The following is a 21576-nucleotide window of genomic DNA, read 5'->3' on the forward strand; positions in this document are numbered from 1 at the left end:
TAGACGCGAAAAAATCGACGACCCGTGACCGACGAATCGAACGACATCCTGCCGACCTGGATCGAGGTCAGCTATCCCGCAAACCGTGGCGTGATTGGTCTCCGTGGCAGTCACGCGCCCCTCTCCTGGGAGCACACGACCGCGCCGACCCGGCGCATCGGAGACCACCACCTCTTCTCGGTGCCGATGAGAGAGGGCGAGCTCGTCGAGCTCAAGGTCGTGCGCGACGACCACTGGGCGCAGGGCCGCAACTACGTCGTGCACGCGGGCGAGCACCTGCGCATCGAGCCGTACTTCGACAGCCCGGAGCCGAAGTTCGTGCGCGACGTCATCGTCGAGCACAAGGGAAAGTCCCAGCGCCTCGACGTGCTCCTCCCGCCGAGCTACGACGAGCAGCCGAAGAAGCGCTACCCGGTCCTCTACGTCCTCGACGGGCAGGCGCTCTGGCAGCACTCGACCGATCCCTTCGGCACGTGGGGCATGGACGGGACCTTGTGGTTCCTCTACGAGCTCGGCGCGATCGCGGAGCTCATCGTCGTCGGCGTCCATACGTCCGAGTACCGCCTCCAGAACCTCACCCCGGTGCCGGATCCGCACTACGGCGGCGGCAACGCGAAGGAGTTCCTCGAGCTCATGGTCGACGGCGTCGTCGAGCACGTGAACCGCACCTTCCGCACAGAGGCCGATCGCGAGGACACCGGCATCCTCGGGAGCTCGCTCGGCGCCCTCTTCGCGCTCTACGCGGCGTGGACGCGGCCCGACGTCTTCGGCAAGGCGGCCTGCCTCTCGAGCTCGTTCTGGTGGGCGGACCGCTGGGCGGTGCGCCACGTCCAGTCGTCGCCGCCGCCGGAGCCGCGCCCCGTCTTCTACCTCGACTCCGGCGCCGCTCCGCAGCCGATGGAAGAGGACGTCCGCCTCGTCGACGGCTTCCATCACACGCGCTCGATGCTGCGCGCGCTCACGCAGGCGGGCTTCGACGTCGGCTTCGATCTGCATCGCCTCGTGTTCCCGGGGCAGGCGCACCACACCGCGTCGTGGGCGGGCCGCGTCGCGCTCCCGCTCCAGCTCCAGTTCCCGGTCACGCTCCAGCCGCTCGACAGCGTGCGCTGGGGGACCTCGCACGAGGAGAACGACCTCGAGACGGTCTCCTCCGCGAAGCCGGAGTCGGCCCACTTCAAGACCGGCTCTTATCGTACGCTCGCGCGGTGACGATCGCGTGGGAGGCGGCCGGCGGCGGCGCGGAGAAGGTCCTCTTCATCCAGGGCGCCGGCGTCCCCGGCGCGGGGTGGAAGCCGCAGCTCGCCGGCCTCTCCGATCGTTTCCACTGCGCGTCGTTCGACAACCGCGGCACCGGCAAGAGCCGCCGCGCGGACGGCGCGTTCACGATCGACGACTGGCGCGCCGACGCGCTCGAGGTGCTCGACGCGCTCGGCTGGGAGCGCGCCCACGTCGTCGGGCACAGCCTCGGCGGCCTCGTCGCGCAGTCGCTCGCGCTCGAGGCGCGCGCCCGCGTCGCGAGCCTCACGTTGATGTGCACGTTCCATCGCGGCGCGGAGGCGAGCCGCCTCTCGCCGTGGATAGTGTGGACCGGGCTCCGCACGTACGTCGGCACGCGCTCGATGCGGCGGCGGGCCTTCCTCGAGATCCTCCTCTCGCCCGCGGAGCGCGCCGCGCGGGCCTCCGCGCTGGACGACTACGCGGCGGAGCTCGCGCCGCTCTTCGGCCGCGACCTCGGCGATCCCGCCGCGATCGCGATGAAGCAGCTCGGCGCGGCGGCGAAGCACGACGTCCGCGCGCGGCTCGCGGAGCTCGCGGACGTCCCGACCCTCGTCGTGAGCGGCGCGCACGATCGCCTCGCGCTCCCCGCGTTCGGCCGCGCGCTCGCGGCGGCGATCCCGGGCGCGCGCTTCGTCGAGTGCGACGCCGCGCACGGTCTCCCGATCACGCGCGCGGACGAGACGAACCGCCTCGTCGCCGAGCACGTGCAGAGCGCACGCGGCTAGGCGCCTTTGAGCCGCCCGTTCGCGTGGGATACGCTGGGCGCCATGTCCCGTCTCGGGCTCGCCCTGCTCCTCGTCGGCGCCGTCGGCGCCCTCGCATGCCAGACCGACGAAGTGGAGAAGCCGACCTACGAGTTCGGCCTCTTCCCCAAGATCGCGCACTCCGGCTTCAACGCGACCACGCGCTTCAACGTCGTCTACGCGACGAGCGCGCCCGCGCCGGAGTGGTCGATCGACGATCCTTCGATCGGCACGATCGCGCCCACCGTGCCGCCGTCGATCCCGGGGGTGGACGTCTCGAACCTCAAGTTCGCGCTCGTGACGACGACGAAGGCGGGCGAGACGACGGTGCACGTGCGCTCGGGCGACACGGTCCTCGACGCGCAGCTCGTCGTGAAGGGCTACACCGACGAGCAGGTCGTCCTCGGCAAGGCGCGCTACGACACGGACGCGACCAACGGCGCCGAGCCCGCGCGGAAGCCCTGCGCCGACTGCCACACGAAGCCCGAGGGCGTCGACCACTCGCCGCTCAAGATGGCGGGCTTCGACGATCCCACGATCCTCGGCGTGATCCAGGACGCGACCTACCCCGACGGCGGCGCCGGCAGCTCGACGACGAGCGCGTTCCGGCCCTCGGGTCCGCTCACGCTCACGACCCACAAGTGGGGTCTCACCGAGCCCGAGAAGGACGGCATCCTCGCCTACCTCCGCTCGCTCCCGCTCGGCAAGGTCACCGACGCCGGCGCGCCCCCACCCGACGGCGGCCCGTAGCACGCGACGAGCGCGCGTCGCGCCGCGAGGTACTTCGCGAGGTTCGAGCCGTCGTTCCGGGGGAGGGAGCGGCCGCGGCGCGCGGTGACCTCGCCCGTCGCCGTCTTCGTCACGCGCTGGAACGTGCGCGCCTCGCCGTCGACGTCGAGGACCCAGGAATCGACTTGCTCGTCGCAGGTCGTGCACGTGTCGTCGTGGCCGTGGAGCACCGTCGACGTCGCGACGAGGTCGTCGAGCTCCTCGAGCGAGAGCGGCGCGCCATGGAGGAGCGCGAAGCGAACGTCGATCGAGAGCGAGACGTTCGCCGCGACGAAGTCGCTCAGCGCCGCCCCCGCGTCGACGCACTCCGAAGCCACCGCGCTCGACGAGGCGGCGGCGTCCTCCGACGAAGCCGCGGCGCAGCCGGTGAGACCAAGAACGAGGACGACCGTGGAAAGGTGAGCAAGCATCATGGTGGCGCCCTGAGCACTCCGCGTGCCGGGGAATTCCGCCGTATTTCTCGGCGGGGGCTGAGGTCGGCAGCCCTCCACCGTCACCCGGCGCGTGACGCCTACGCGATCTCGATGCGGTGCACGCGCGCCGCGTCGGCGTCGACGAGGAGCACGCCGGCGACCTCGAAGGCGTGCTGGTACTCGAGGAGCTGCCGCCGCGTCGCGGCGGTCTCGATGCGCGTCGCGACCGCGCCGGTCTTCACCTCGGCGACGAAGCGCGCGCCCGCCTTCGAGACGAGGTAGTCCGCGCGCACCGCGATCGTCACCGGCGCGCCGTCGACCGCGAGCGTGTAGCCGCCGGCGACCTGCCGCCCCTCGATCGTGAAGCCCGCCGCCTCGAGGAGGCGCGCGGCCTCGCGCTCGCCCTCCGCGCCGCGATCGAACCGGCGCCGCATCGCGAGGCCGCGCAGCCAGCCGCGCACCCAGAGGAGGAGTGCGCACGCGATCGCGACCGCGGCGAGGGCCACGAGCGCTTCACGCGGGACGTCGTCGAGCGTCAACGAAGCGAGGATAGGCGCGCGCGAGACGGCGACGAAATTGTCAGCGTCGGATCATCGCGCGCGCGTCCTCCTCCGCCGGGGCGCGTTCTCTTCCTCCCTCGCCGTCACGAGAAACGTCTACGCTGGCCGCCGATGAAGGCCAAGACGCTCACTCTTTTCCTCGTTTCCGTCGCCGCGGCCGGCGCGCTCGCGTGCGGCAAGACCGAGCCGAAGAACCCGGCGCCCGTGGTCGCGAGCGCGCCGCCCGTCGCGTCCGCGCCGCCGCCGACGGTGCACGAGCGCGTCGTCCCGCACGTCTGCGCCGCGCGGAAGAAGGTCGCGCAGCTCCTCGGGCAGAAGAACGAGGCGCCGATCGAGCCGTTCGAGCAGAGCGCCGAGGCCGCGCCGCCGCCGTCGAGCGTCACCGCCGGCGCCGCGAGGATCCCGGCGAACCAGGCCTACCGCGTCGTCGCCCCCTCCACCGTGCTCATCCGCACCGACAACGGGCTCGGCACCGGCGTCGTCATCGATCCGAAGGGCTACGTCCTCACGAACAACCACGTCGTCGCCGACGGCCGGAAGCACGACTTCGTCATCACGGTGAAGGTCACGCTCGGCGACCTCGCGCCGACGGGGCGCATGGTCCGGCAGGAGAAGACCTACGAGGGCGTCGTCGTGAAGTCCGATCCCGTGCGCGACGTCGCGATCGTGAAGATCAAGGACCCGCCGCCGAAGCTCGAGGTCGCCAAGTTCGCCAAGAGCGCGCCGCAGGTCGCGGAGAAGGTGATCGCGGTCGGCCACGCCGGGATCGGCTTCCTCTGGGCGGCGAAGACCTGCAGCGTCGCCACGATCGGCGAGCGCCAGAGCGACGTCAGCATGCTCGCCGCGTTCGACTGCGCGAACCTGGACCCGGCCGCGCCGCCCGCGGAGGCGGAGGCGAAGAAGACCCGCTGCGACGAGGCGAAGAAGCGCATGACCGACGCGCTCAACGCGGCCACGCAGGGCCTCGCGATCCAGACCGACTGCGCGATCACGCACGGCGACAGCGGCGGCCCGCTCGTCAACGTCGTCGGCGAGGTCGTCGGCCTCAACCAGAGCATCGCCGTCGACGCCGCGACGGTCTCGTTCCACGTGCACCTCGACGAGCTCCGCGAGTTCATCGGCAAATACCCGGAGGAGGGAGTCCCCATTCTCCCTGATCCGTATTGCGACGGCGGGTTCAACCCCACGCTCGAGGACGTCGACCTCGACGGAGTCCCGGAGACGCTCGTCACGAAAGGCAATCAGGGGCTCCTCGGCAGCTTCGATCGGCTCTCGCTCCTCATCGACCTCGACGAGGACCAGGGCAAGAAATCGAAGGAAGGCCAGGCCGAGTCCTTCGACGCGGAGATCGCCCTCCTCACGATCCGCAATACCACGTACGTCTGGTACGACACGGTCGGGGACAACAAGTTCGATGTCCTCCTCGTCGACAAGGACAACGACGGAAAGCCGGAGCAGCTCTTCCACCTCGGCCCGAACGGCGCGCTGACGGAGGAGAAGGACAAATCGCTGATCCCCAATCACGACCTCAGCGCGCGCTTCGTGAAGGACCCCAAGCTCCACGTCCGCCTCGCCAAGATCGCGCAGGCGATCGGCGGCACGAAGATGATCTCGGCGAAGACCCTCGCCGCCGCGTCCGCGACGACGACGCTCCCGGATCCGCTCCTCGGCGGCGGTAACCAGGGCCGCGTGCTCGACACCGACGCGAACGGCCGCCCCGACCTCGCCGCCGTGCGCGGCGCCTTCAGCCGCGGCGTCCTCATCGACGCGGACGAGGACTCGCTCGGCACGCTCAAGGTCGGCGCCTCCGCCGACGAGCTCGTGAAGGCGAAGAAGGTCGACGCCGAGGTGGCGATCGTCGTCCAGGGCACCACCCTCTGGGCGCAGTACGACACGAACAACGACGGCAAGTTCGACCTCGCGCTCGTCGCGTCGAACGGCGGCGATCCGTCGTCGCTCATCGCCACGAGCGCCTACAAGATCGGCGACAAGGGCGAGCTCGCCCCCGCGCCCGAGAACGTCGGCCGCAAGGTGCTGCGCCCGGGCCTCCTCCCCGAGCACCCGCGCGTCGCGAACGCGTTCCGCTACTTCGGCTCCGACGTCGCCGCCGACGAGGGCATGGGCTCGGTCCCCGATCCCACCGCCGCGCGCGGCCGCTTCCGCGCGCGCGAGGTCAAGGGCCTCCCCGCCTCGACCATCGTCGAGAGCGAGGCCGGCTCCGCCAGCGTCATCCTCGTCGACGTCGATCGCGACTCGAAGGTCCCGGCGAAGGACCCCGACATCCCGAAGATCGTCGCGGACGGGAAGTTCGACGCGGAGGTCGCGATCGTGCATCGCGGCCTCGGCGACGGCGGCGCGGACTGGGTCTATTACGACACCGACGCGGACGGGAAGTTCGACTTCGTCCTCTACGTCCCCGCCACGAACAAGGAGGCCCCCGCGCAGGCGTGGCGCGTCGTGAAGGACGCGTCGGCGAAGAACGGCGTCGCCTTCCAGCACGATCCGGCGGCGATCGCGGGCAAGCCGATCCGCCACAAGACGATCTTCAAGGACAAGGCGATGGGCCCGAAGTGGAAGGCGATCGCGGAGAAGATCTTCAAGCCGTCGATGATCGAGTAGTGACGCCGAGCACCGCGGGGGACATTCCGCTCCTGACCTGGGCCCCCGAGCCCGGGGGAGAGGGCCGCGGCGCGGTCCTCCTCTTCCACGGCCTCCGCATGGGCGCCGACTCCCTCGCGCGCGAGGCCGGCTGGCTCGTCGCGCGCGGCTTCACCGTCCTCGGCGTCGACGCCCCGCACCACGGCCGCCGCTCCTCCGAGGTCGTCGAGACGATGCCGGACGCGCTTACGCTCGAGGGGCACTACGTCCTCCTCCGTCTCCTGCGCGAGGCACGGGCGGAGATCCCCGCCCTCGTCGATCACGCGCGCGCGCTCGGCCACGAGCGCGTCGCGATCGCGGGCGTCTCGTTCGGCGCCTTCATCGCGCTCGCCGCCGCCGCGGTGGAGCCGCGCCTCGACGCGTTCGTGTCGATCCTGGGGACGCCGGACTGGACCCCGCGCGACGGCGCCGTCCCCGACGATCTCCGGGAGGCCGTCGCCGAGTCTCCCCATCACCGCCCGGAGGCGTTCGCGCCGCGGCCGCTCCTCCTCTTGAACGGCGGCGCCGACGACAACGTCCGCCCCGGCCCGGCCCGCGATCTCGCCGCGCGCCTCCGCCCGCTCTACGAGGCCGCCGGCGCGGGCGCGTCGCTCGTCCACCACGAATATCCAAATACGCCGCACTTCGTCGAAGAGCCGGAGTGGGCCGATATGTGGCAGCGGACGGGCGATTTCCTGATTCAGGCCTTCGCGTCGAAGCGATAAGCGGTCTCGACCGCGCTCGCGCGCGCGCCGAATTCCTGGCAGAACGTCGCCAATCGCGAATACGGCGCGACGTCGACCACCTCGCGAAAGGGCAAATGCTCGACGAGGCAATACAGCGCCACCTCGACGAAGCTCGGCGCGCGCCCGGCCGGGAGGGCGGCGCGGACGGCGGCGAGGTGCTCGTCGAGCCAGGCGAGGCTGTTCTCGAGCCCGCGCACGACCTTCGGTGACGCCGGTTGCCCCGCGAGCTTCGCGAGGATCACGTCGACGTCGGCGGCCATGCCGTGGAGCGTGAGCTCCTCCGCGTTCGCCACCACGCGTACCTCCACGTCGCCGCGGAGCACGACGTCGCGCCGTCCGCGCGCGAGGCGTCGGCAGATGTTCTCCGTCCCGAAGAGCGGGCCCTCGTCGTCGACGAGGCTCGGCATCTTCAGCGCGGGGTTGCCGGCGTAGGTCGACGCGTCGACCGATCCGAGCTGCAGGATCGGCTCGAAGCGGTGCTCCACCCCGAGCTCGAGGGCGAACATCCGCGTGACGCGCGTGTAGTGGGAGCTGCTCCGCCCGACGATCCGGATCATCGCCCGAGCGTAGAGCCCGCGCCGGCGCCCGTCGCGGCACAGCCGCGCCGCTCCCGCGCCGGCACAGATTCACTGGCTATGGATGCTCGGCGGATCGGCGGTGGCGGACTCGAAGTTCACGGCCTGCGCGGCGAGCCACGCGCGCTCGAGGCTCTTCGGCACGTCGTCGCGGAGGAGCGCGCCCGGCTCGACGTATTCGTACATCTCGCCGTAGTGCTTCGACTCGGTCGGGCTGACGCGGCGGATGACGTGCCACGGCCGGAGCTGGTGCGGCTTGTCGAGCCCGGCCGCGGCGAGGAGCTCGGTGAACGCGCGCACGGTGTTCTTCTGGTAGTTGAAGACGCGCACCGCCTTGTCGTCGACGTCGAGGCCGACGACGAGGTCGGGGTCCTGCGTCGCTACGCCGGTCGGGCAGGTGTTGTTGTTGCACTTCTGCGCCTGGATGCAGCCGAGCGCGAACATCATCGCGCGCGCGGAGCTGCAGAGGTCCGCCCCGATCGCGAGCTTGTGCGCGATGTCGAAGCCGGTGACGACGCGTCCGCTCGCGATGACCTTGATCCGATCGCGGAGGTCGCAGCCGACGAGCGCGTTGTGAACGAAGACGAGGCTTGAAGCCGATCGGCTTGCCCTTCGAGAGGTCGCGGAGCTGTTTGACGAAGGCGCACAGCTCGAGCGGCGTCTTGAACGCGCGGTGCGAGGGCGGAGAGAGGACGTCCGCGCCCATCGGCACGCCGCGGATCTTCGAGATCTCCGGCGTGACCTTGCTCGCGGGGAGGATGCCGCCGTGGCCGGGCTTCGCGCCCTGACTCAGCTTGATCTCGATCATCTTCACCGCCGGCGTCGCCGCCTTCTCCGCGAAGCGCTCGGGGTGGAAGCCCCCGTCCTCGTCGCGGCAGCCGAAGTAGCCGGTGCCGATCTGCCAGACGACGTCGCCGCCCTCCTGGAGGTGGTACGGCGAGAGGCCGCCTTCGCCGGTGTTGTGCGCGAACCCGCCGAGCTTGGCGCCGCGGTTGAGCGCGCGGATCGCGGCGTGGCTGAGCGAGCCGAAGCTCATCGCCGAGACGTTGAGGATCGCGGCGTCGTAGGGCTGCTTGCAGTCGGGGCCGCCGATGCGGACGCGCGGGTGCGGATCGTGCGGATGTTTCGCGACGAGGGAGTGATTGATCCACTCGTAGCCGGTCTCGTAGACGTCCTTCTCCGTGCCGAACGGCACCGTGTCGATCACGTTCTTCGCGCGCTGGTAGATGAGCGAGCGAAGGTCGCGGCTGAACGGCCGGCCCGAGGAGTTCGACTCGACGAAGTACTGCTGGAGCTCCGGCCGGAAGGCCTCGAACAGGTAGCGGAGCCGCCCAACGACCGGGAAGTTCCGGCGGATGCTCTGGCTCCTTTGCATCATGTCGTAGAGGCCGAGCCCGACGACGCCGGCGACGAGGGCGAGCGGGACGTACCCGGCCGGCGTCCACCACGCGAGGGCGCCGAAGCTGGTGAGCCCGAAGAGAGAGAGACCGAGGAAGAGCTTCCGGGGCGACATCGCGGCGCAGCATACCGCGGCGAGGACTGAAGGCGGCGCGCGTCCCGCCGTTAAAGGAGGGCTGTGGAACGTCGGCTCGAGGGCTTCCCGCGCGGGGCGGAGTGGAGCGACGAGTCCGCGACGTACCTCCGTCGCGTCGAGCCCGCGCGCCACGCCGCGTTCCTCGCCGGCGATCGCGCGCGTTACGTCGACGAGCTCGACGTCGTCCGCGCCGACGGCGGCCGCATGCGGATCGAGGCGCAGACGTATTTCGCGCACGATCCGGCGACGGGGCACGTGGTCCTCTCTGGCGCGATCAAGCCGCTCGGCGATCGTCGCCTCGCGGAGGAGCGGATGGAGGCGATCGGCCGCCTCGCCGGCGGGGTCGCGCACGAGCTCAACAACCTGCTCACCGTCATCGTCTCGTATGCCCAGCTCGCGCGCGACGCGATCCCGCGTGAGCACGCCGCGCAGGAGGACCTCGCCCAGATCGCCGGCGCGGGTCGCCGCGCGGAGCGGCGGACGCGCCAGCTCCTCGCGTTCGGCCGCCGCCAGCGCGCGCCGTCGGCGCCGCTCCTCCTCGACGAGGTCGTGGACACGCTCGCGCCGCTCCTGCGCCGCGTCCTCGGCGAGGGCGTCGATCTGCGGATCGAGCGGAGCGACGACCTCCACGCGTTCAGGCTCGATCGCGCGCGGATCGAGCACGTCGTCATGAACCTCGTCGTCCACGCGCGGGACGCGATGCCCGGCGGCGGCCGCATCACGATCGCGACGCAGAACGCCGCCGTCGGCGCCGAGCGCGCGGCGGAGCTCGCGGTCGCGCCGGGCACCTACGTGCAGCTCACGGTGCGCGGCGCGGGGAGCGGCGGCGACGCTCCCGAGCTCGCGTCGACGTACGGCATCGTGAAGGAGTGCGGCGGCGCGATCGACGTCGAGAGCACGGCGCGGGCCGGCCTGACGTTCGGCGTGTACCTGCCGGTGCACGTCCGCTGCTAACGTGGAGCGATGAAGCTCCGCGTCGCCCTCGTCGTGCTCGGGCTCGGCGCGTGCAGCAGCGATCCTCCCGCGACTACGGCCCTTCCCGACGGCGGCGCCTCGTCGTCGAGCGGCTCGACGTCGACCTCGTCCTCGGGCGGCACGAGCGGCGCCCCCGCCGAGCCGTACGTCGACTTCGACGTCAATCACGTGCTCGTCACCGGCCAGTCGAACTCGGTCGCGAACGGCGGGACGCCTCCGCTCTCGACGACGCAGCCGTTCGCGAACCTCATGTTCGACACCGGCGTCATGCCGATGAGCCGCTGCGACGGGGAAGGTTGCAAGACGTGGAACGAGCCGACGTCGTTCGTGCCGCTCGTCGAGGGCGACACGTTCTTCGACTACGCGGTCGAGACCCCCGCCGCCGGGCTCGCGAACGAGGTGACGCACCTCCGCGCCGGGCACGTGGTGCTCGCGAGCGTCCACGGCCGGAGCGGGAATACCTATCAGTGCCTCCGGAAGGACGGCTGCAATTACAAACAAGGATACCTCGAGCCGTTCGAGCAAGGGATGAAGGAGGTCGCCGCCGCGAAGAAGCTCGCGGAGGAGGCGAAGAAGTCGTATGTCGTCCGCGCGGTCGTGGCGGTGCACGGCGAGAGCGACCACTACTCCTATTCCGACGGCTCGCAGGAGTTCCCGCTCGACGGCACCGACGGCACCAAGGACGCGATAAAGGATTACGCGGACGGTCTCGTCGAGTGGCAACGCGATTACGAGGCGAGCGTGAAGGCGATCACGGGCCAGGCGCAGCCGGTGCCGCTCTTCGTCTCGCAGATCAGCGGCTGGAACGACCTCGTCGCGAGCCGCATCGCACAGTGGCAGCTCGACGCCCACGAGCGCGCGCCGGGGAAGGTGGTGCTCGTCACGCCTGCCTACGCGATCCCGCTCAGCCAGGAGGACTGCCTCCACTACACGAACGAGGGCTCGCGGCGCCTCGGCGAGTACTTCGCGAAGGCCTACGCGCGGGTGGTCTTCGAAGGAAGGGCGTGGGAGCCGGTGCGACCGAAGTCGATCACGCTCGCGGGCGCGGTCATCACCGTCACGTTCCACGTCCCGAAGCCGCCGCTCGTCCTCGACACGACGAAGGTCGCCGCCGCGCCCGACATGGGCTTCTCGTACACGGACGACGCGAGCCCGCCGTCGATCGCGAAGGTGGAGCTCTCGGGTCCGGACACGGTGACGATCACGCTCGCCGCCGCGCCGACCGGCGGCAAGAAGCGCCTCCGCTACGCGATGAACCAGGACGTCGGCGGCTGCATCGGCACGCCGCGCGGCGCGCGCGGCAACCTCCGCGACTCCGACGACACGCCGTCGAAGCACGGCTACGACCTCCACAACTGGTCCGTGCATTTCGACGTCGCGGTGCCCTGAGCCTGTCTCGCTGTATCAGCGTGTATCGCGCATGAACGCCTCGAGTCGGGCGTGATTTACGGCATTTCGTGGGTCGGGACGTCTGGCCCGCGCGTTGCTCAATCCTTCTTCGGCGGCGCAAACGGTGCCCGCTCAATTCGAAGGGGATTTTCGTGATGTCGCGCAAGGGTTGGCTCGGTGGTCTCGTGGCGGTGGTGGGGATGGCGGCGCTCGTCGGTTGCGCCGGCGAGAGCGGCGCGGAAGGCGCGGCGGGTGCGATGGGCGCGGCGGGCGCGGCGGGACAGGACGGCGCGATGGGCGCGGCGGGACAGGACGGCGCGCGCGGCGCGAGCACGCTGGTGCGTGCGACGGCGGAGCCGGCGGGGGCGAGCTGCGCGGAGGGTGGGCAGGCGCTCTCCGTCGGCGTCGACACGAACGGCAACGGCACGCTCGACGACGCGGAGATCACGAGCCGCTCCTTCGTCTGCAACGGCGCGGAGGCGTCGACGAGCGTCGAGGAGATCCTCCCCGGCGATCCGCGCTGCCCGAACGGCGGCGTCGCGATCGACGCGGGCGACGGCACGAGCCTCGTCGCCTGCAACGGCCTCGACGGCGCGAAGGGCGATCAGGGCGACACCGGCGCGACGGGCCAGCAAGGTGCGCAGGGAGAGAAGGGCGACAAGGGCGATCAGGGCGCGCAGGGGGCGAAGGGCGATCAGGGCGCGCAGGGGACGAAGGGCGACCCGGGGGAGAAGGGCGACCCGGGGGAGAAGGGCGACCCGGGAGCGTCGGGATCGGAGACGCGGCTCGGCCAGTTCCTTCCGAGCCAGGTCGCGAAGGGAGCGGTCGTCACGTGCACGACGGTCAACGAGACGCCGGCGACGACGGAGTGCCGCGGGTTGAAGCTGAACGGCATCGACGTGTACCTCGGGCCCGTGGAGGCGAACGCGATCTGCGGCTCGATCACGGGCAACGGCTACGACACGGCGAGCGGCTTCGGCCTGTCGACCCCTCCCTACCTGAAGTGGGACGCAGCGGGCGCGCGCTGGACGATGGGCACCGCCGCCGCGATCTCACCGATGCAGAACCTGACCTGCCGGCGCTGACGCCGACCGACGTGGCCGGTGGGGCATGGTCCTCACCGGCCGTGTTCGTTCGTCGAGCTCCCGCGGAGGTCGCGTCAGTCGCGTCCGTCGCGGCGGCGTTCGCGCATCACCTCGAGCGCCTCGCGCTCCTCGGTCCGCGCGGCGATGGCTCGTCGTTTGTCGTGGAGCTTCTTCCCACGTCCGAGCCCGAGCAGCACCTTCACCCACCCGTTCTGGAAGTAGAGGGCGAGCGGGATCAACGTGTATCCCTCACGCAACACCGCGCGCTCGAGGTGACGGATCTGTCGCGCATGCAGGAGGAGCTTCCGCGCCCCGCGCTCGGCGTGCGGGAACGCGCGCGCGGCGAAGAAGGACGCGATGTGCATCTGCTTGAGCCACACCTCCCCCCGCTCCACCGCCGCGTACGCCTCCACGAGTGACGCCTTCCCCTCACGGAGCGATTTCACCTCGCTGCCTTTGAGGACGATCCCCGCCTCGAGCCGCTCCGTGATCTCGTAGTGAAACGTCGCCGCGCGGTTCTGCGCGACGAGCCGCTTCGCAGCGACTCCCCGATCTCGGCGATCGACACGCGCACGCTCGCTCACGCGCGGCGCCTCGTAGCTTCATCGCCGACCGAAACGCGCTGCCGCTCGGCCATGGCCGTCTTCGGGACCCTACGCGCTGGGCGTCGGCGATTCAAGCGCGGCTTGCGGTGGCCGTCCTCGTGCTGCCGCAACGGCGGCACCGCGAGGCGCGCGTGGCAACCGACCGGCACGATCTCGGCCCCTCATGATCGCGAGGCCTCTCGCTCCCGTGGTGCATCGGCGATCCGCGTGTGCCCGCTCGGCTCACGGTGGCACACGCCGGTGGCGCACGCGCGCTCGAGAGCGCATGTTTTCCGCGAGATCGCGCTCGGCACGACCTCTGCTGATGGCGAACGTCATGCGCTCCCACCGTGCCGTCTTCGCCTTCATCGCCGGCTCGACGCTCCTCGCCTGTGCCGGCGGCGGAGGCTACCTCCAGGCCGACCCGAACGATCCCAGCGCGCCCGGCAACGTCGCGCAACCGCTCGAGGCGCTCGTCCCGCTGCAGGGCTGCGGCGAGGTCGAGCAGTACCTCCGCGGGCGCCTCGCCGACGCCGTGAACCGGCGGATCGACGCCGCGATCAAGTCGGTCAACGAGCGTGAGACCTGCTCGCGCTACGTCGGCTACGACGGCGATGACGACGACGACGCGATGGGCAGCGTGGGCTCGTCGAGCGGCAGCTCCGGCACCAACACCAACGGCAGCGGAAGCAGCAGCGGTGACAGCGCGAAGGAGTCGTCCTCGACGAACAACCAGACCGCCGGCGTCGACGAGGCGGACTTCATCAAGAACGACGACAAGTACCTCTACCTCGCGTCGAACGGCGCGTTCCGCGTCGTCGAGGCGTGGCCGGCGGAGAGCATGGCGGAGGTCGCGAAGATCGCGATCGACGGCACGCCGAAGAAGCTCTTCGTCGAAGGTGACCGCGCGCTCGTGTACGTCTCCGTCCCGCGGGAGATCGGCGACGCGAACGGCGACTCGTACGCGAACGGCGTCGGGTACTCCTCCGGCTCCGAGTGCACCTACGGCTACGACTGCGTCCCGAGCGGCGACGGCACCGCGACGAAGCTCGTCGTCTTCGACATCGCCGACCGCCGCGCGCCGAAGAAGGTGCGCGAGATCGCGCTCTCCGGCTCGCTCCTCTCGGCGCGTCGCATCGGCAATGCGGTCCACACCGTCGTCGTCGACACGCCGCCCCGGGTCGAGGGACTCAGGTCGTACCCCGAGGACACGAGCGACTGGTGCGAGGCGGACGACACCGCGAGCTGGCGGTCGCGCGCGATCAGGTCCTGGGAGGCGCTCCGCGCCGAGAACCTCGCCGTCATCGCGAAGGTCGACGTCATGAAGCAGCTCCCGGCCGTGACCGAGAACGGCGCCTCTGCGCTCGCGGCGTGCGGCGGCTACTTCCGTCCGAACGTCGCCGAGGGCACGACGCTCACGTCGCTCGTCTCGGTCGACATCGACGGCGGCGCGTCGACGGTGGCGACGGTCGTGAGCGATCCCGGCGTCGTCTACGCCTCGGAGACGGGCCTCTACATGAGCGTCCCGCACCGCCGCTCGGAGGGCCTGTCCTGGTACACCGGGATGGAGTCGGAGAAGCAGGCGAGCGTCGTCCACAAGTTCCGCGTCGGCGCGACGCCGGCGCTCACCGGCTACGAGGCGAGCGGCGTCGTGAAGGGCCGCGTCCTCAACCAGTTCGCGCTCGACGAGCACGACGGCGCGCTCCGCGTCGCGACGACGACGGGTCGCGCGCCGAGCAAGGACACGCACAGCACGATGTCCGTCCTCGAGCGCCGCGGCCCCGGCCTCGTCCTCACGGGCAAGGTCGACCAGATCGCGCCGACGGAGGACATCCGCAGCGTGCGCTTCGACGGCTCGCGCGGCTTCATCGTCACGTTCAAGAAGACCGACCCGCTCTACGTCTTCGACCTCGGCGACAAGACGGCCCCGCGCATCACCGGCGAGCTCAAGATCCCCGGCTTCTCGACGTACATGCACATGATGGACGCGTCGCACCTCCTCACGATCGGCTACGACGCCGACGACCAGGGCTCCTTCGCGTACTTCCAGGGCGTGATGCTCCAGGTCTTCGACGTCTCCGACATGAAGAACCCGCGCCTCGCGCACAAGGAGATCATCGGCACGCGCGGCTCGAGCTCGGAGGCGCTCACGAACCACCTCGCGTTCACGTACTACGCGCCGAAGAACCTCCTCGCGCTCCCGATGACGGTCTGCGAGGACTCGCAGGGCGGCGGCGGCAGCTACGGCATGACGATGTCGTTCAGCGGCCTCATGCTCTACGACGTCACGACCGCCGGTGGCTTCCAGAAGCGTGGCCAGGTCGCGCACCCGAGCGTCTCCACGGGCGACGGCTACAACTCGAGCGGCTGCTACAACTGGTGGACGAACGCGAGCTCCGAGGTGAAGCGCAGCGTGATCATGGACGATGTCGTCTTCTCGATCTCCGACCTGCGCGTGAAGGCGAACCGCCTCTCCAACCCGAGCGCCGACGTCGCGGTGGTGTCGCTCCAGTAGTCGCGCGACAGGCGGCCGTTCGCTCGTCGCGTTCGAGGCTTCAACCGCTCGGCACGACGTTCGTGCGCCAGAGCCTGCGTGCTTCGTCGTACGTGAAGCGCGTGAGGCGCGCGAGCTCGTCGCGCGTGAGCGGCGACAAGGACGCGCTACCCAGCGCGCGCGACGCGTCGCCCTCGAAGCGCGCGCGCGCTTCGTTCATCGTTCCGGGCCAGCCGCCTTTGACGGGACGGCCATCGGCAGCGAGCGATCGGAGCCAGCCTGTCGTCCACGAACGAGCCGTCCCCCGCGCTGTTTCCTCGAGGACGATCTCACGCTCCGAATCCGCCATGCTGCACCGTACACGTACGGTCGCCCCACCGATACGCGCGCGGGTCCTCAGCCGTCGATTTCGAAGCGACGGCCAACGCGCCTACCGGGCGTGCCCTCGCGGCGGACCTCGGCGCTCACCCTTCGCCGCGCGCGGACTTGAAGTCGAGGTCGAACCGCGCGAGGTACTTCCGGAGCCGGTCCGCGTCGTTCTTGCTCGTCCGCTGTCCGAGGCTGTTCGCGAAGAGCCGGCGCCCCGCCGCGGAGAGGCTCGGCTCCGTCGCGCAGACGTCGAGCACGATCGCGAGCTGCGCGCGATCGAAGAGATCGAGCCCGTTCGCACGTTCACTTCCGAGCACCTCGACGACACGGTCGCCGGCGGCGCCGCCGAGCCCGCGCTCGCGCGGATCGCTCGCGGCGGCGCCGGCGTCGCGGCGCCAGCTCGCTTCGAGGCGGGCGATCTCGTCGTCGACCTCGGCGACGCGGATGCCGCCCGACGGTGCGAGGGTGGCCATGCGTGTCAGCGCGGCGCCGAGGTCGCGGAAGTTGCCGCGCCATAGCGCGGCGGCGCTCGTCGCGAAGCGGAGGAAGCGCTGGCGCGCGTCTTCGTGGAAGAGCACGCGGCGTCCGGTCTCGCGCGCGATGCGTTCGAGCTCGTGCTCCACGTTGGGTGCGATGTCCTCGCGCCGGTCGCGGAGCGAGGGGAGCTCGAAATGCCAGAGGTCGATGCGCGCGAGGAGGTCCTCCCGGAAGCGCCCGCGCGCGACGTCGACGCGGAGATCGCGGTTCGTCCCCGCGACGAGCTGGAAGTCCGAGCTCACCTGTCGCTCGGCCCCGACCGGCGTGAAATGCCGGTCCTCGATCGCGGTGAGGAGCATCGCCTGCTCGTCGAGCCCGAGCTCGCCGATCTCGTCGAGGAAGAGCACGCCGCCGTCCGCCGCGAGGAGGAGCCCGCGCCGGTCCAGGGCCGCGCCCGTGAACGCGCCCTTCTTGTGGCCGAAGAGCGCGCTCATCGCCTGGTCTCCGCGCAGCGTCGCGCAGTTGACCTCGACGAACGTGGCGCTCGCGCGTCCGAGCTGGTGCTTGAGCGCGTGGATGCGCCGCGCGAGCCGCGTCTTGCCGACGCCGGTGGGCCCGCCGAGGAGGATCGGCGCGCGCGACGTGCTCGCGACGCGCTCGATCCGATCGATGAGCGCGTTGAACTCGCGGTTCGCGGTCGCGATGCCGGCCTTGAGGACGCCGGAGCGCTCGCGGCGCTCGGCCTCGAAGCGGCGCGCGATGCGGTCGTAGCGCGCGAGGTCCAGCTCGATCACGCTGTAGCCGCCGGTGACCGCCTGCTTCTTCGGCGGCTCCGTCTGCAAGAGCGCGCCGGGAAAGAAGCCGGTCTCGGTCAGGAGGAACAGGCATATCTGCGCGACGTGCGTGCCCGTCGTGATGTGGACGAGGTACCGCTCCTTGTCCGGGTCGAAGGGGTACGCGCGCGCGAGCTCGAGGAGCTCCTCGTAGACCTCCTCGAAGTCCCACGCATCCTCGATCGCGAGGTGATGCACGTTCACCGTGGTCTCGGGCGACACGCGCCGGATGTCGTCGATCAGCGTCTCCTCCGCGTCGGGCTCCGCGTTCACGCTGAGGAGCTCGAGCCGCGTGACGAGCAGGTCCGGCTGCGCGACCGCCGAGAGCGTCGGCCGCCACCGCTCCCACCGCTTCGGCCCCCGCGCCGAGTCCATCGTGGTCCCGAAGAACCCGATCACGACGGTGGGGAGGTTCGCGGGGCGAGCCATCGCCCATAGGATAAGAAGCTATCCCTCAGGATACGAGCGCGTTCGCCCACGCGGCGCGCGAACGCGCTACGAATGAGCGATGCAAGCGTTGCACGTTCACGAGCTCCTGCCCGCCGGCGCCCGCCCTGCGATCGAGAAGGCGCTCGCGCGGCCGCTCAGCTACACCGCCGCGTACGTCGTCGCGCCGGGGCCGCGGCCGCGGGCGGTCGTCGTCCTCGGTGAGGCGCACATCAAGCTCGCCGAGGCGGCGGAGCTCGGAAAGGGCGTCGTCTCGCGCTTCGAGCTGCGCGGCGTCGAGACGTTCCAGCGAAAGCAGGTCGTGCTCGGGACGCTGCTCGGCGTCCTCATCCAGGCGCCGCGCACGTTGCTCCGCGTCGCGACGTTCGGCCTCGTGAAGGGCAGCACCATCACCGAGGCGAAGGCGCTCGACCACGGTCACACCGCGGACCTCGAGCCGACGAGCGACGTCCCGCTCGCCCTCCACGTCGCGTCCGTCTACCTCACCGTCCTGTTCAGCGTCCTCTACGCGACCGCGATCCTGAACCTGCTCGGCGTCTTCGTGCCGTGGCTCGTAGCGGCGGCCGCGCTGCTACAGCTCCACCTCCTCGCGCTGGTCCCCGCCTACCTGCTGCGCCGTGAGCCGTGGGCGTGGCTCATCCACCCCGCGGTGGGCCTCGTCACCGTCCGCGACGCGCTCATGGCCGACGGAACGGTCCGGATGCTCCGCGAGCACCCCGACCCCGAGGCCGCCGTCGTCGTCATGGGCCGCGCCCACGTGCCGGGCTACGTCCGCGAGCTCGTCGAGCGGCACGGCTTCCAGCGCGCCGAGCTCTAACTTATCGGCCAGGATACAAATTTATCCTTGCAGATAGCTCTCGCCGAGCCGGATCCGCAAAATCACGAGGAAAACGCGCCGGCACGCTCGTCGCTCTACGGCTCGGCACTATGAACGAGCGGAACTACGACGTAATGAATGTGGGCTCCGGCCTGGTGAAGATGTGGACGCGCGGCGTGCCGGTCGAAGACGACGCGCGCCGCCAGCTCCTCAACGTCGCGGGCATGCCGTTCATCCACAAGTGGGTGGCGGTGATGCCGGACGTGCACTGGGGGATGGGCGCGACGATCGGGTCCGTGATCCCGACGTCGAAGGCGATCATCCCGGCGGCGGTCGGCGTCGACCTCGGCTGCGGGATGATGGCGGTGCGCACGACGCTCCGCGCGGCGGACCTGCCGGACAACCTCTTCGCGGTTCGCTCCGCGATCGAGGCGGCGGTCCCGCACGGCCGCTCGGCCGGCACGAACGACCGCGGCGCGTGGGGAGACGCGCCGGCGGCGGTGACGGACGTGTGGTCGGCGGACCTCGCGGCGGACTTCGAGCGCATCTGCGCGAAGCACCCGAAGATCGCGAAGTCGAACCACGTCGCGCACCTCGGGACGCTCGGCACGGGCAACCACTTCATCGAGCTTTGCCTCGACGAGGCGGACCGCGTCTGGGTGATGCTGCACTCCGGATCGCGCGGCGTCGGGAACCGCATCGGCTCGTACTTCATCGAGCTGGCGAAGAACGAGATGCGCACGTGGCACGTGAACCTCCCCGACCAGGACCTCGCGTACCTGGCGGAGGGGACGAGCCACTTCGACGACTACGTCGAGGCGCTCGACTGGGCGCAGCGCTTCGCGCGCAAGAACCGCGAGCTCATGATGAAGGCGACGATCGCCGCGCTCGGGCGTGAGCTCCGCGCGTTCGATCTCGACGCCGAGGCGGTGAACTGCCACCACAACTACGTCGCGAAGGAGACGCACTTCGGTGAGGATGTCTTCGTGACGCGGAAGGGTGCGGTGCGCGCGGGCGCGGGTGAGCTCGGGATCATCCCGGGCTCGATGGGAACGCGCTCGTACATCGTCCGCGGGAAGGGAAACCCCGACTCGTTCTGCTCGTGCTCGCACGGCGCAGGGCGGGCGATGAGCCGCGCGGAGGCGAAGCGCCGCTTCTCCCTCGCGGACCACGCGTCGGCGACGGCGGGGATCGAGTGCCGTAAGGACGAGGACGTCATCGACGAGACGCCGCTCGCGTACAAGGACATCGACGCGGTCATGGCAGCGCAGGTTGACCTCGTCGAAATCGTCCACACGCTGCGGCAGGTCGTTTGTGTGAAGGGTTGAGCCATGTCATCGCTACGCGACATCCTGAATCGAGCACGCTGGAAGGACGCCGGTCTTCACGCGCTCGAGATCCACGTGCTCCACCGGGGCGCGCCGGGCGACCGGCGCGTCATCGGCGGGAGCCGCATCGCAGCGGTGCGCTCGGCCGGCATCGAGCTCACGCCCGAGAACGACGAGAGCGACGCGGTGTTCGTTCCGTACCATCGCTTCCTCGCGGTGGTCGGGGCGGACGGCGCCGAGATCTGGTCGAAGACGGGAGGCCTCGCCACGCCGCGCACGGTCGCGGCGACCGCGGCGGACGCAACGCCGCCCGAGCCCGCCGCGAACGCGGGGACGGAGGTCGCGATCGACATCCCGGTCGTCCTCCGCGAGGCGAGCGACGCGAGCCCGCTCGTCATCGACGGCAGCGCGGGCGAGGGCGGCGGGCAGATGCTTCGCACGTCGCTCGCGCTCTCGATGGCGACGGGCACGCCCTTCGTCCTCGAGAAGATCCGCGCCGGCCGCAAGAAGCCGGGCCTCATGCGGCAGCACCTCACCTCGGTGAAGGCGGCGGCGCTCCTCTCTGGCGCGCACGTCGAAGGCGCCGAGCTCGGGAGCTCCCGCATCGTGTTCCGTCCCGGCGCGATGGTGTCGGGCGATCACACGCTCGACATCGGCAGCGCAGGCTCCGTCGCGCTCGTCCTCCAGACGATCGCGCTTCCCCTCGCGCTCTCCGCGCACCCGAGCCGCGTGAAGATCCGCGGCGGCACGCACGCGCAGTGGGCGCCGCCGTACCCGTTCCTCGAGCACGCGTGGCTCCCGCTCGTTCGTCGCGCGGGCGCGCGCGTCGACATCGAGCTCACCGCGGTGGGCTTCTACCCGGCCGGCGGCGGCGAGGTGATCCTCAAGACGCAGCCCTCCGAGAAGCTCGCGCCGCTCCACCTCGGCGACGGCGGCGTCCTCGCGCCGCTCGAGGCGAAGGCGATCGTGAGTCACCTCGCGGAGGGCATCGCGCGCCGCGAGCTCACCGCGGCGGCGGAGCTCCTCGCGAGCACGAAGCTCACGCTCACGAGCGAGACGGTGAAGAGCGCGGGCCCCGGCAACGCGATGTGGCTCGTCGCGCGCGACGAAGCCACCGGCGTCGCGAACGTGTTCTCCGGCATCGGCGACGTCGGCGTCCGCGCGGAGGACATCGGCAAGGGCGTCGCGGAGTCCTTCCTCGCGTGGCGCGAGAGCGGCACGAGCGTCGAGGGCCACCTCGCCGATCAGGTCATGCTCCCGATCGCCCTCGCGGGCGCCGGCAGCTACACCACGAACGAGCTCACGCTCCACTCCCGCACCAACATCGAGGTCATCCGCGCCTTCACCGGCCTCCGCCTCCGCGCGTGGGATCTCGGAGGCTCCCGCTTCCGCGTGAGCCTCGCTCAATAGGGATCGTCCGGGCATTGGAGACAAAACCAATTCACTTCGGGCCGGCGTTCCACGAGGGCATCGAACCCCACGAGCTCGACGGCGTACAGGTAC

18 protein-coding genes and 1 pseudogene are annotated in these 21576 nt (G+C 70.8%); 12 read left to right on the forward strand and 7 right to left on the reverse strand.

Features of this window, described 5'->3' with window-relative positions; translation table 11 throughout:
* Nucleotides 1-24: 24 nt before the first annotated feature.
* From KF837_02770 to KF837_02780, 3 genes are read left to right on the forward strand one after another with little or no spacing between them, the layout of a single operon-like run.
* Nucleotides 25-1209: an alpha/beta hydrolase gene (locus KF837_02770; GenBank protein ID MBX3226203.1), complete on the forward strand. Its 1185-nt coding sequence runs from the start codon at nucleotides 25-27 to the stop codon at nucleotides 1207-1209.
* A complete protein-coding gene (locus KF837_02775) occupies nucleotides 1206-2003 on the forward strand; it encodes an alpha/beta fold hydrolase (GenBank protein MBX3226204.1) in 798 nt (265 codons plus the stop codon). The genes KF837_02770 and KF837_02775 overlap by 4 nt, the downstream gene beginning before the upstream one ends.
* A 42-nt stretch (nucleotides 2004-2045) precedes the next feature.
* The gene (locus tag KF837_02780; protein MBX3226205.1) at nucleotides 2046-2771 is read left to right on the forward strand and encodes a hypothetical protein; all 726 of its coding nucleotides are present in this window, start codon (nucleotides 2046-2048) and stop codon (nucleotides 2769-2771) included.
* Here KF837_02780 and KF837_02785 read toward each other — a convergent pair.
* Together KF837_02785 and KF837_02790 are read right to left on the reverse strand one after the other, a co-directional pair.
* On the reverse strand, nucleotides 2702-3223 hold the full coding sequence (locus KF837_02785; protein MBX3226206.1) for a hypothetical protein: 522 nt from the start codon (nucleotides 3221-3223) through the stop codon (nucleotides 2702-2704). The genes KF837_02780 and KF837_02785 overlap by 70 nt on opposite strands.
* Nucleotides 3224-3321: 98 nt before the next feature.
* Nucleotides 3322-3762, reverse strand: a complete 441-nt coding sequence (locus KF837_02790; GenBank protein MBX3226207.1) for a hypothetical protein — start codon at nucleotides 3760-3762, stop codon at nucleotides 3322-3324.
* Nucleotides 3763-3894: 132 nt separating this feature from the next.
* Between KF837_02790 and KF837_02795 the strand changes: the two genes are divergently transcribed.
* Nucleotides 3895-6402, forward strand: coding sequence for a trypsin-like peptidase domain-containing protein (locus tag KF837_02795; GenBank protein MBX3226208.1), 2508 nt, complete (start codon nucleotides 3895-3897; stop codon nucleotides 6400-6402).
* Nucleotides 6402-7145, forward strand: a complete 744-nt coding sequence (locus tag KF837_02800; GenBank protein ID MBX3226209.1) for an alpha/beta fold hydrolase — start codon at nucleotides 6402-6404, stop codon at nucleotides 7143-7145. The genes KF837_02795 and KF837_02800 overlap by 1 nt, the downstream gene beginning before the upstream one ends.
* On the opposite strand, the gene KF837_02805 is transcribed toward KF837_02800, so the two are convergent.
* Nucleotides 7121-7723: a glutathione S-transferase family protein gene (locus tag KF837_02805; protein MBX3226210.1), complete on the reverse strand. Its 603-nt coding sequence runs from the start codon at nucleotides 7721-7723 to the stop codon at nucleotides 7121-7123. The genes KF837_02800 and KF837_02805 overlap by 25 nt on opposite strands.
* A 69-nt stretch (nucleotides 7724-7792) precedes the next feature.
* Nucleotides 7793-9254 (reverse strand): annotated as a pseudogene (locus KF837_02810) (FMN-binding glutamate synthase family protein).
* Between the two features lie 63 nt (nucleotides 9255-9317).
* On the opposite strand from KF837_02810, the gene KF837_02815 reads away from it, so the two are divergent.
* From KF837_02815 to KF837_02825, 3 genes are all read left to right on the forward strand, one after another.
* Entirely contained in the window at nucleotides 9318-10229 is a 912-nt protein-coding gene (locus KF837_02815; GenBank protein MBX3226211.1) for a hypothetical protein, read from the forward strand.
* Nucleotides 10230-10238: 9 nt separating this feature from the next.
* Nucleotides 10239-11639: a hypothetical protein gene (locus tag KF837_02820; GenBank protein MBX3226212.1), complete on the forward strand. Its 1401-nt coding sequence runs from the start codon at nucleotides 10239-10241 to the stop codon at nucleotides 11637-11639.
* Between the two features lie 155 nt (nucleotides 11640-11794).
* Complete coding sequence (locus tag KF837_02825) at nucleotides 11795-12724, forward strand: collagen-like protein (GenBank protein MBX3226213.1); 930 nt, start codon at nucleotides 11795-11797, stop codon at nucleotides 12722-12724.
* A 74-nt stretch (nucleotides 12725-12798) separates the two neighbouring features.
* Here KF837_02825 and smpB read toward each other — a convergent pair whose 3' ends face one another.
* Complete coding sequence (smpB, locus tag KF837_02830) at nucleotides 12799-13308, reverse strand: SsrA-binding protein SmpB (GenBank protein ID MBX3226214.1); 510 nt, start codon at nucleotides 13306-13308, stop codon at nucleotides 12799-12801.
* 337 nt (nucleotides 13309-13645) lie between these two features.
* Between smpB and KF837_02835 the strand changes: the two genes are divergently transcribed.
* Nucleotides 13646-15823 carry a beta-propeller domain-containing protein gene (locus KF837_02835; protein MBX3226215.1) on the forward strand — a complete coding sequence of 726 codons (2178 nt, stop codon included), beginning with the start codon at nucleotides 13646-13648 and terminating at the stop codon, nucleotides 15821-15823.
* Nucleotides 15824-15863: 40 nt separating this feature from the next.
* Here KF837_02835 and KF837_02840 read toward each other — a convergent pair whose 3' ends face one another.
* Nucleotides 15864-16022, reverse strand: a complete 159-nt coding sequence (locus KF837_02840; protein MBX3226216.1) for a hypothetical protein — start codon at nucleotides 16020-16022, stop codon at nucleotides 15864-15866.
* 244 nt (nucleotides 16023-16266) lie between these two features.
* Entirely contained in the window at nucleotides 16267-17910 is a 1644-nt protein-coding gene (gene rtcR / locus KF837_02845; protein MBX3226217.1) for an RNA repair transcriptional activator RtcR, read from the reverse strand.
* Between the two features lie 79 nt (nucleotides 17911-17989).
* On the opposite strand from rtcR, the gene KF837_02850 reads away from it, so the two are divergent.
* The 3 genes from KF837_02850 (at nucleotide 17990) to rtcA (ending at nucleotide 21483) form a co-directional block, all read left to right on the forward strand.
* Complete coding sequence (locus KF837_02850) at nucleotides 17990-18745, forward strand: hypothetical protein (GenBank protein ID MBX3226218.1); 756 nt, start codon at nucleotides 17990-17992, stop codon at nucleotides 18743-18745.
* Between the two features lie 110 nt (nucleotides 18746-18855).
* Nucleotides 18856-20073: an RtcB family protein gene (locus tag KF837_02855; protein MBX3226219.1), complete on the forward strand. Its 1218-nt coding sequence runs from the start codon at nucleotides 18856-18858 to the stop codon at nucleotides 20071-20073.
* 3 nt (nucleotides 20074-20076) lie between these two features.
* The gene (rtcA, locus tag KF837_02860; GenBank protein MBX3226220.1) at nucleotides 20077-21483 is read left to right on the forward strand and encodes an RNA 3'-terminal phosphate cyclase; all 1407 of its coding nucleotides are present in this window, start codon (nucleotides 20077-20079) and stop codon (nucleotides 21481-21483) included.
* Nucleotides 21484-21576: the final 93 nt, after the last annotated feature.

The organism is Labilithrix sp. (assembly GCA_019637155.1).
GTDB lineage: Bacteria > Myxococcota_A > Polyangia > Polyangiales > Polyangiaceae > Labilithrix.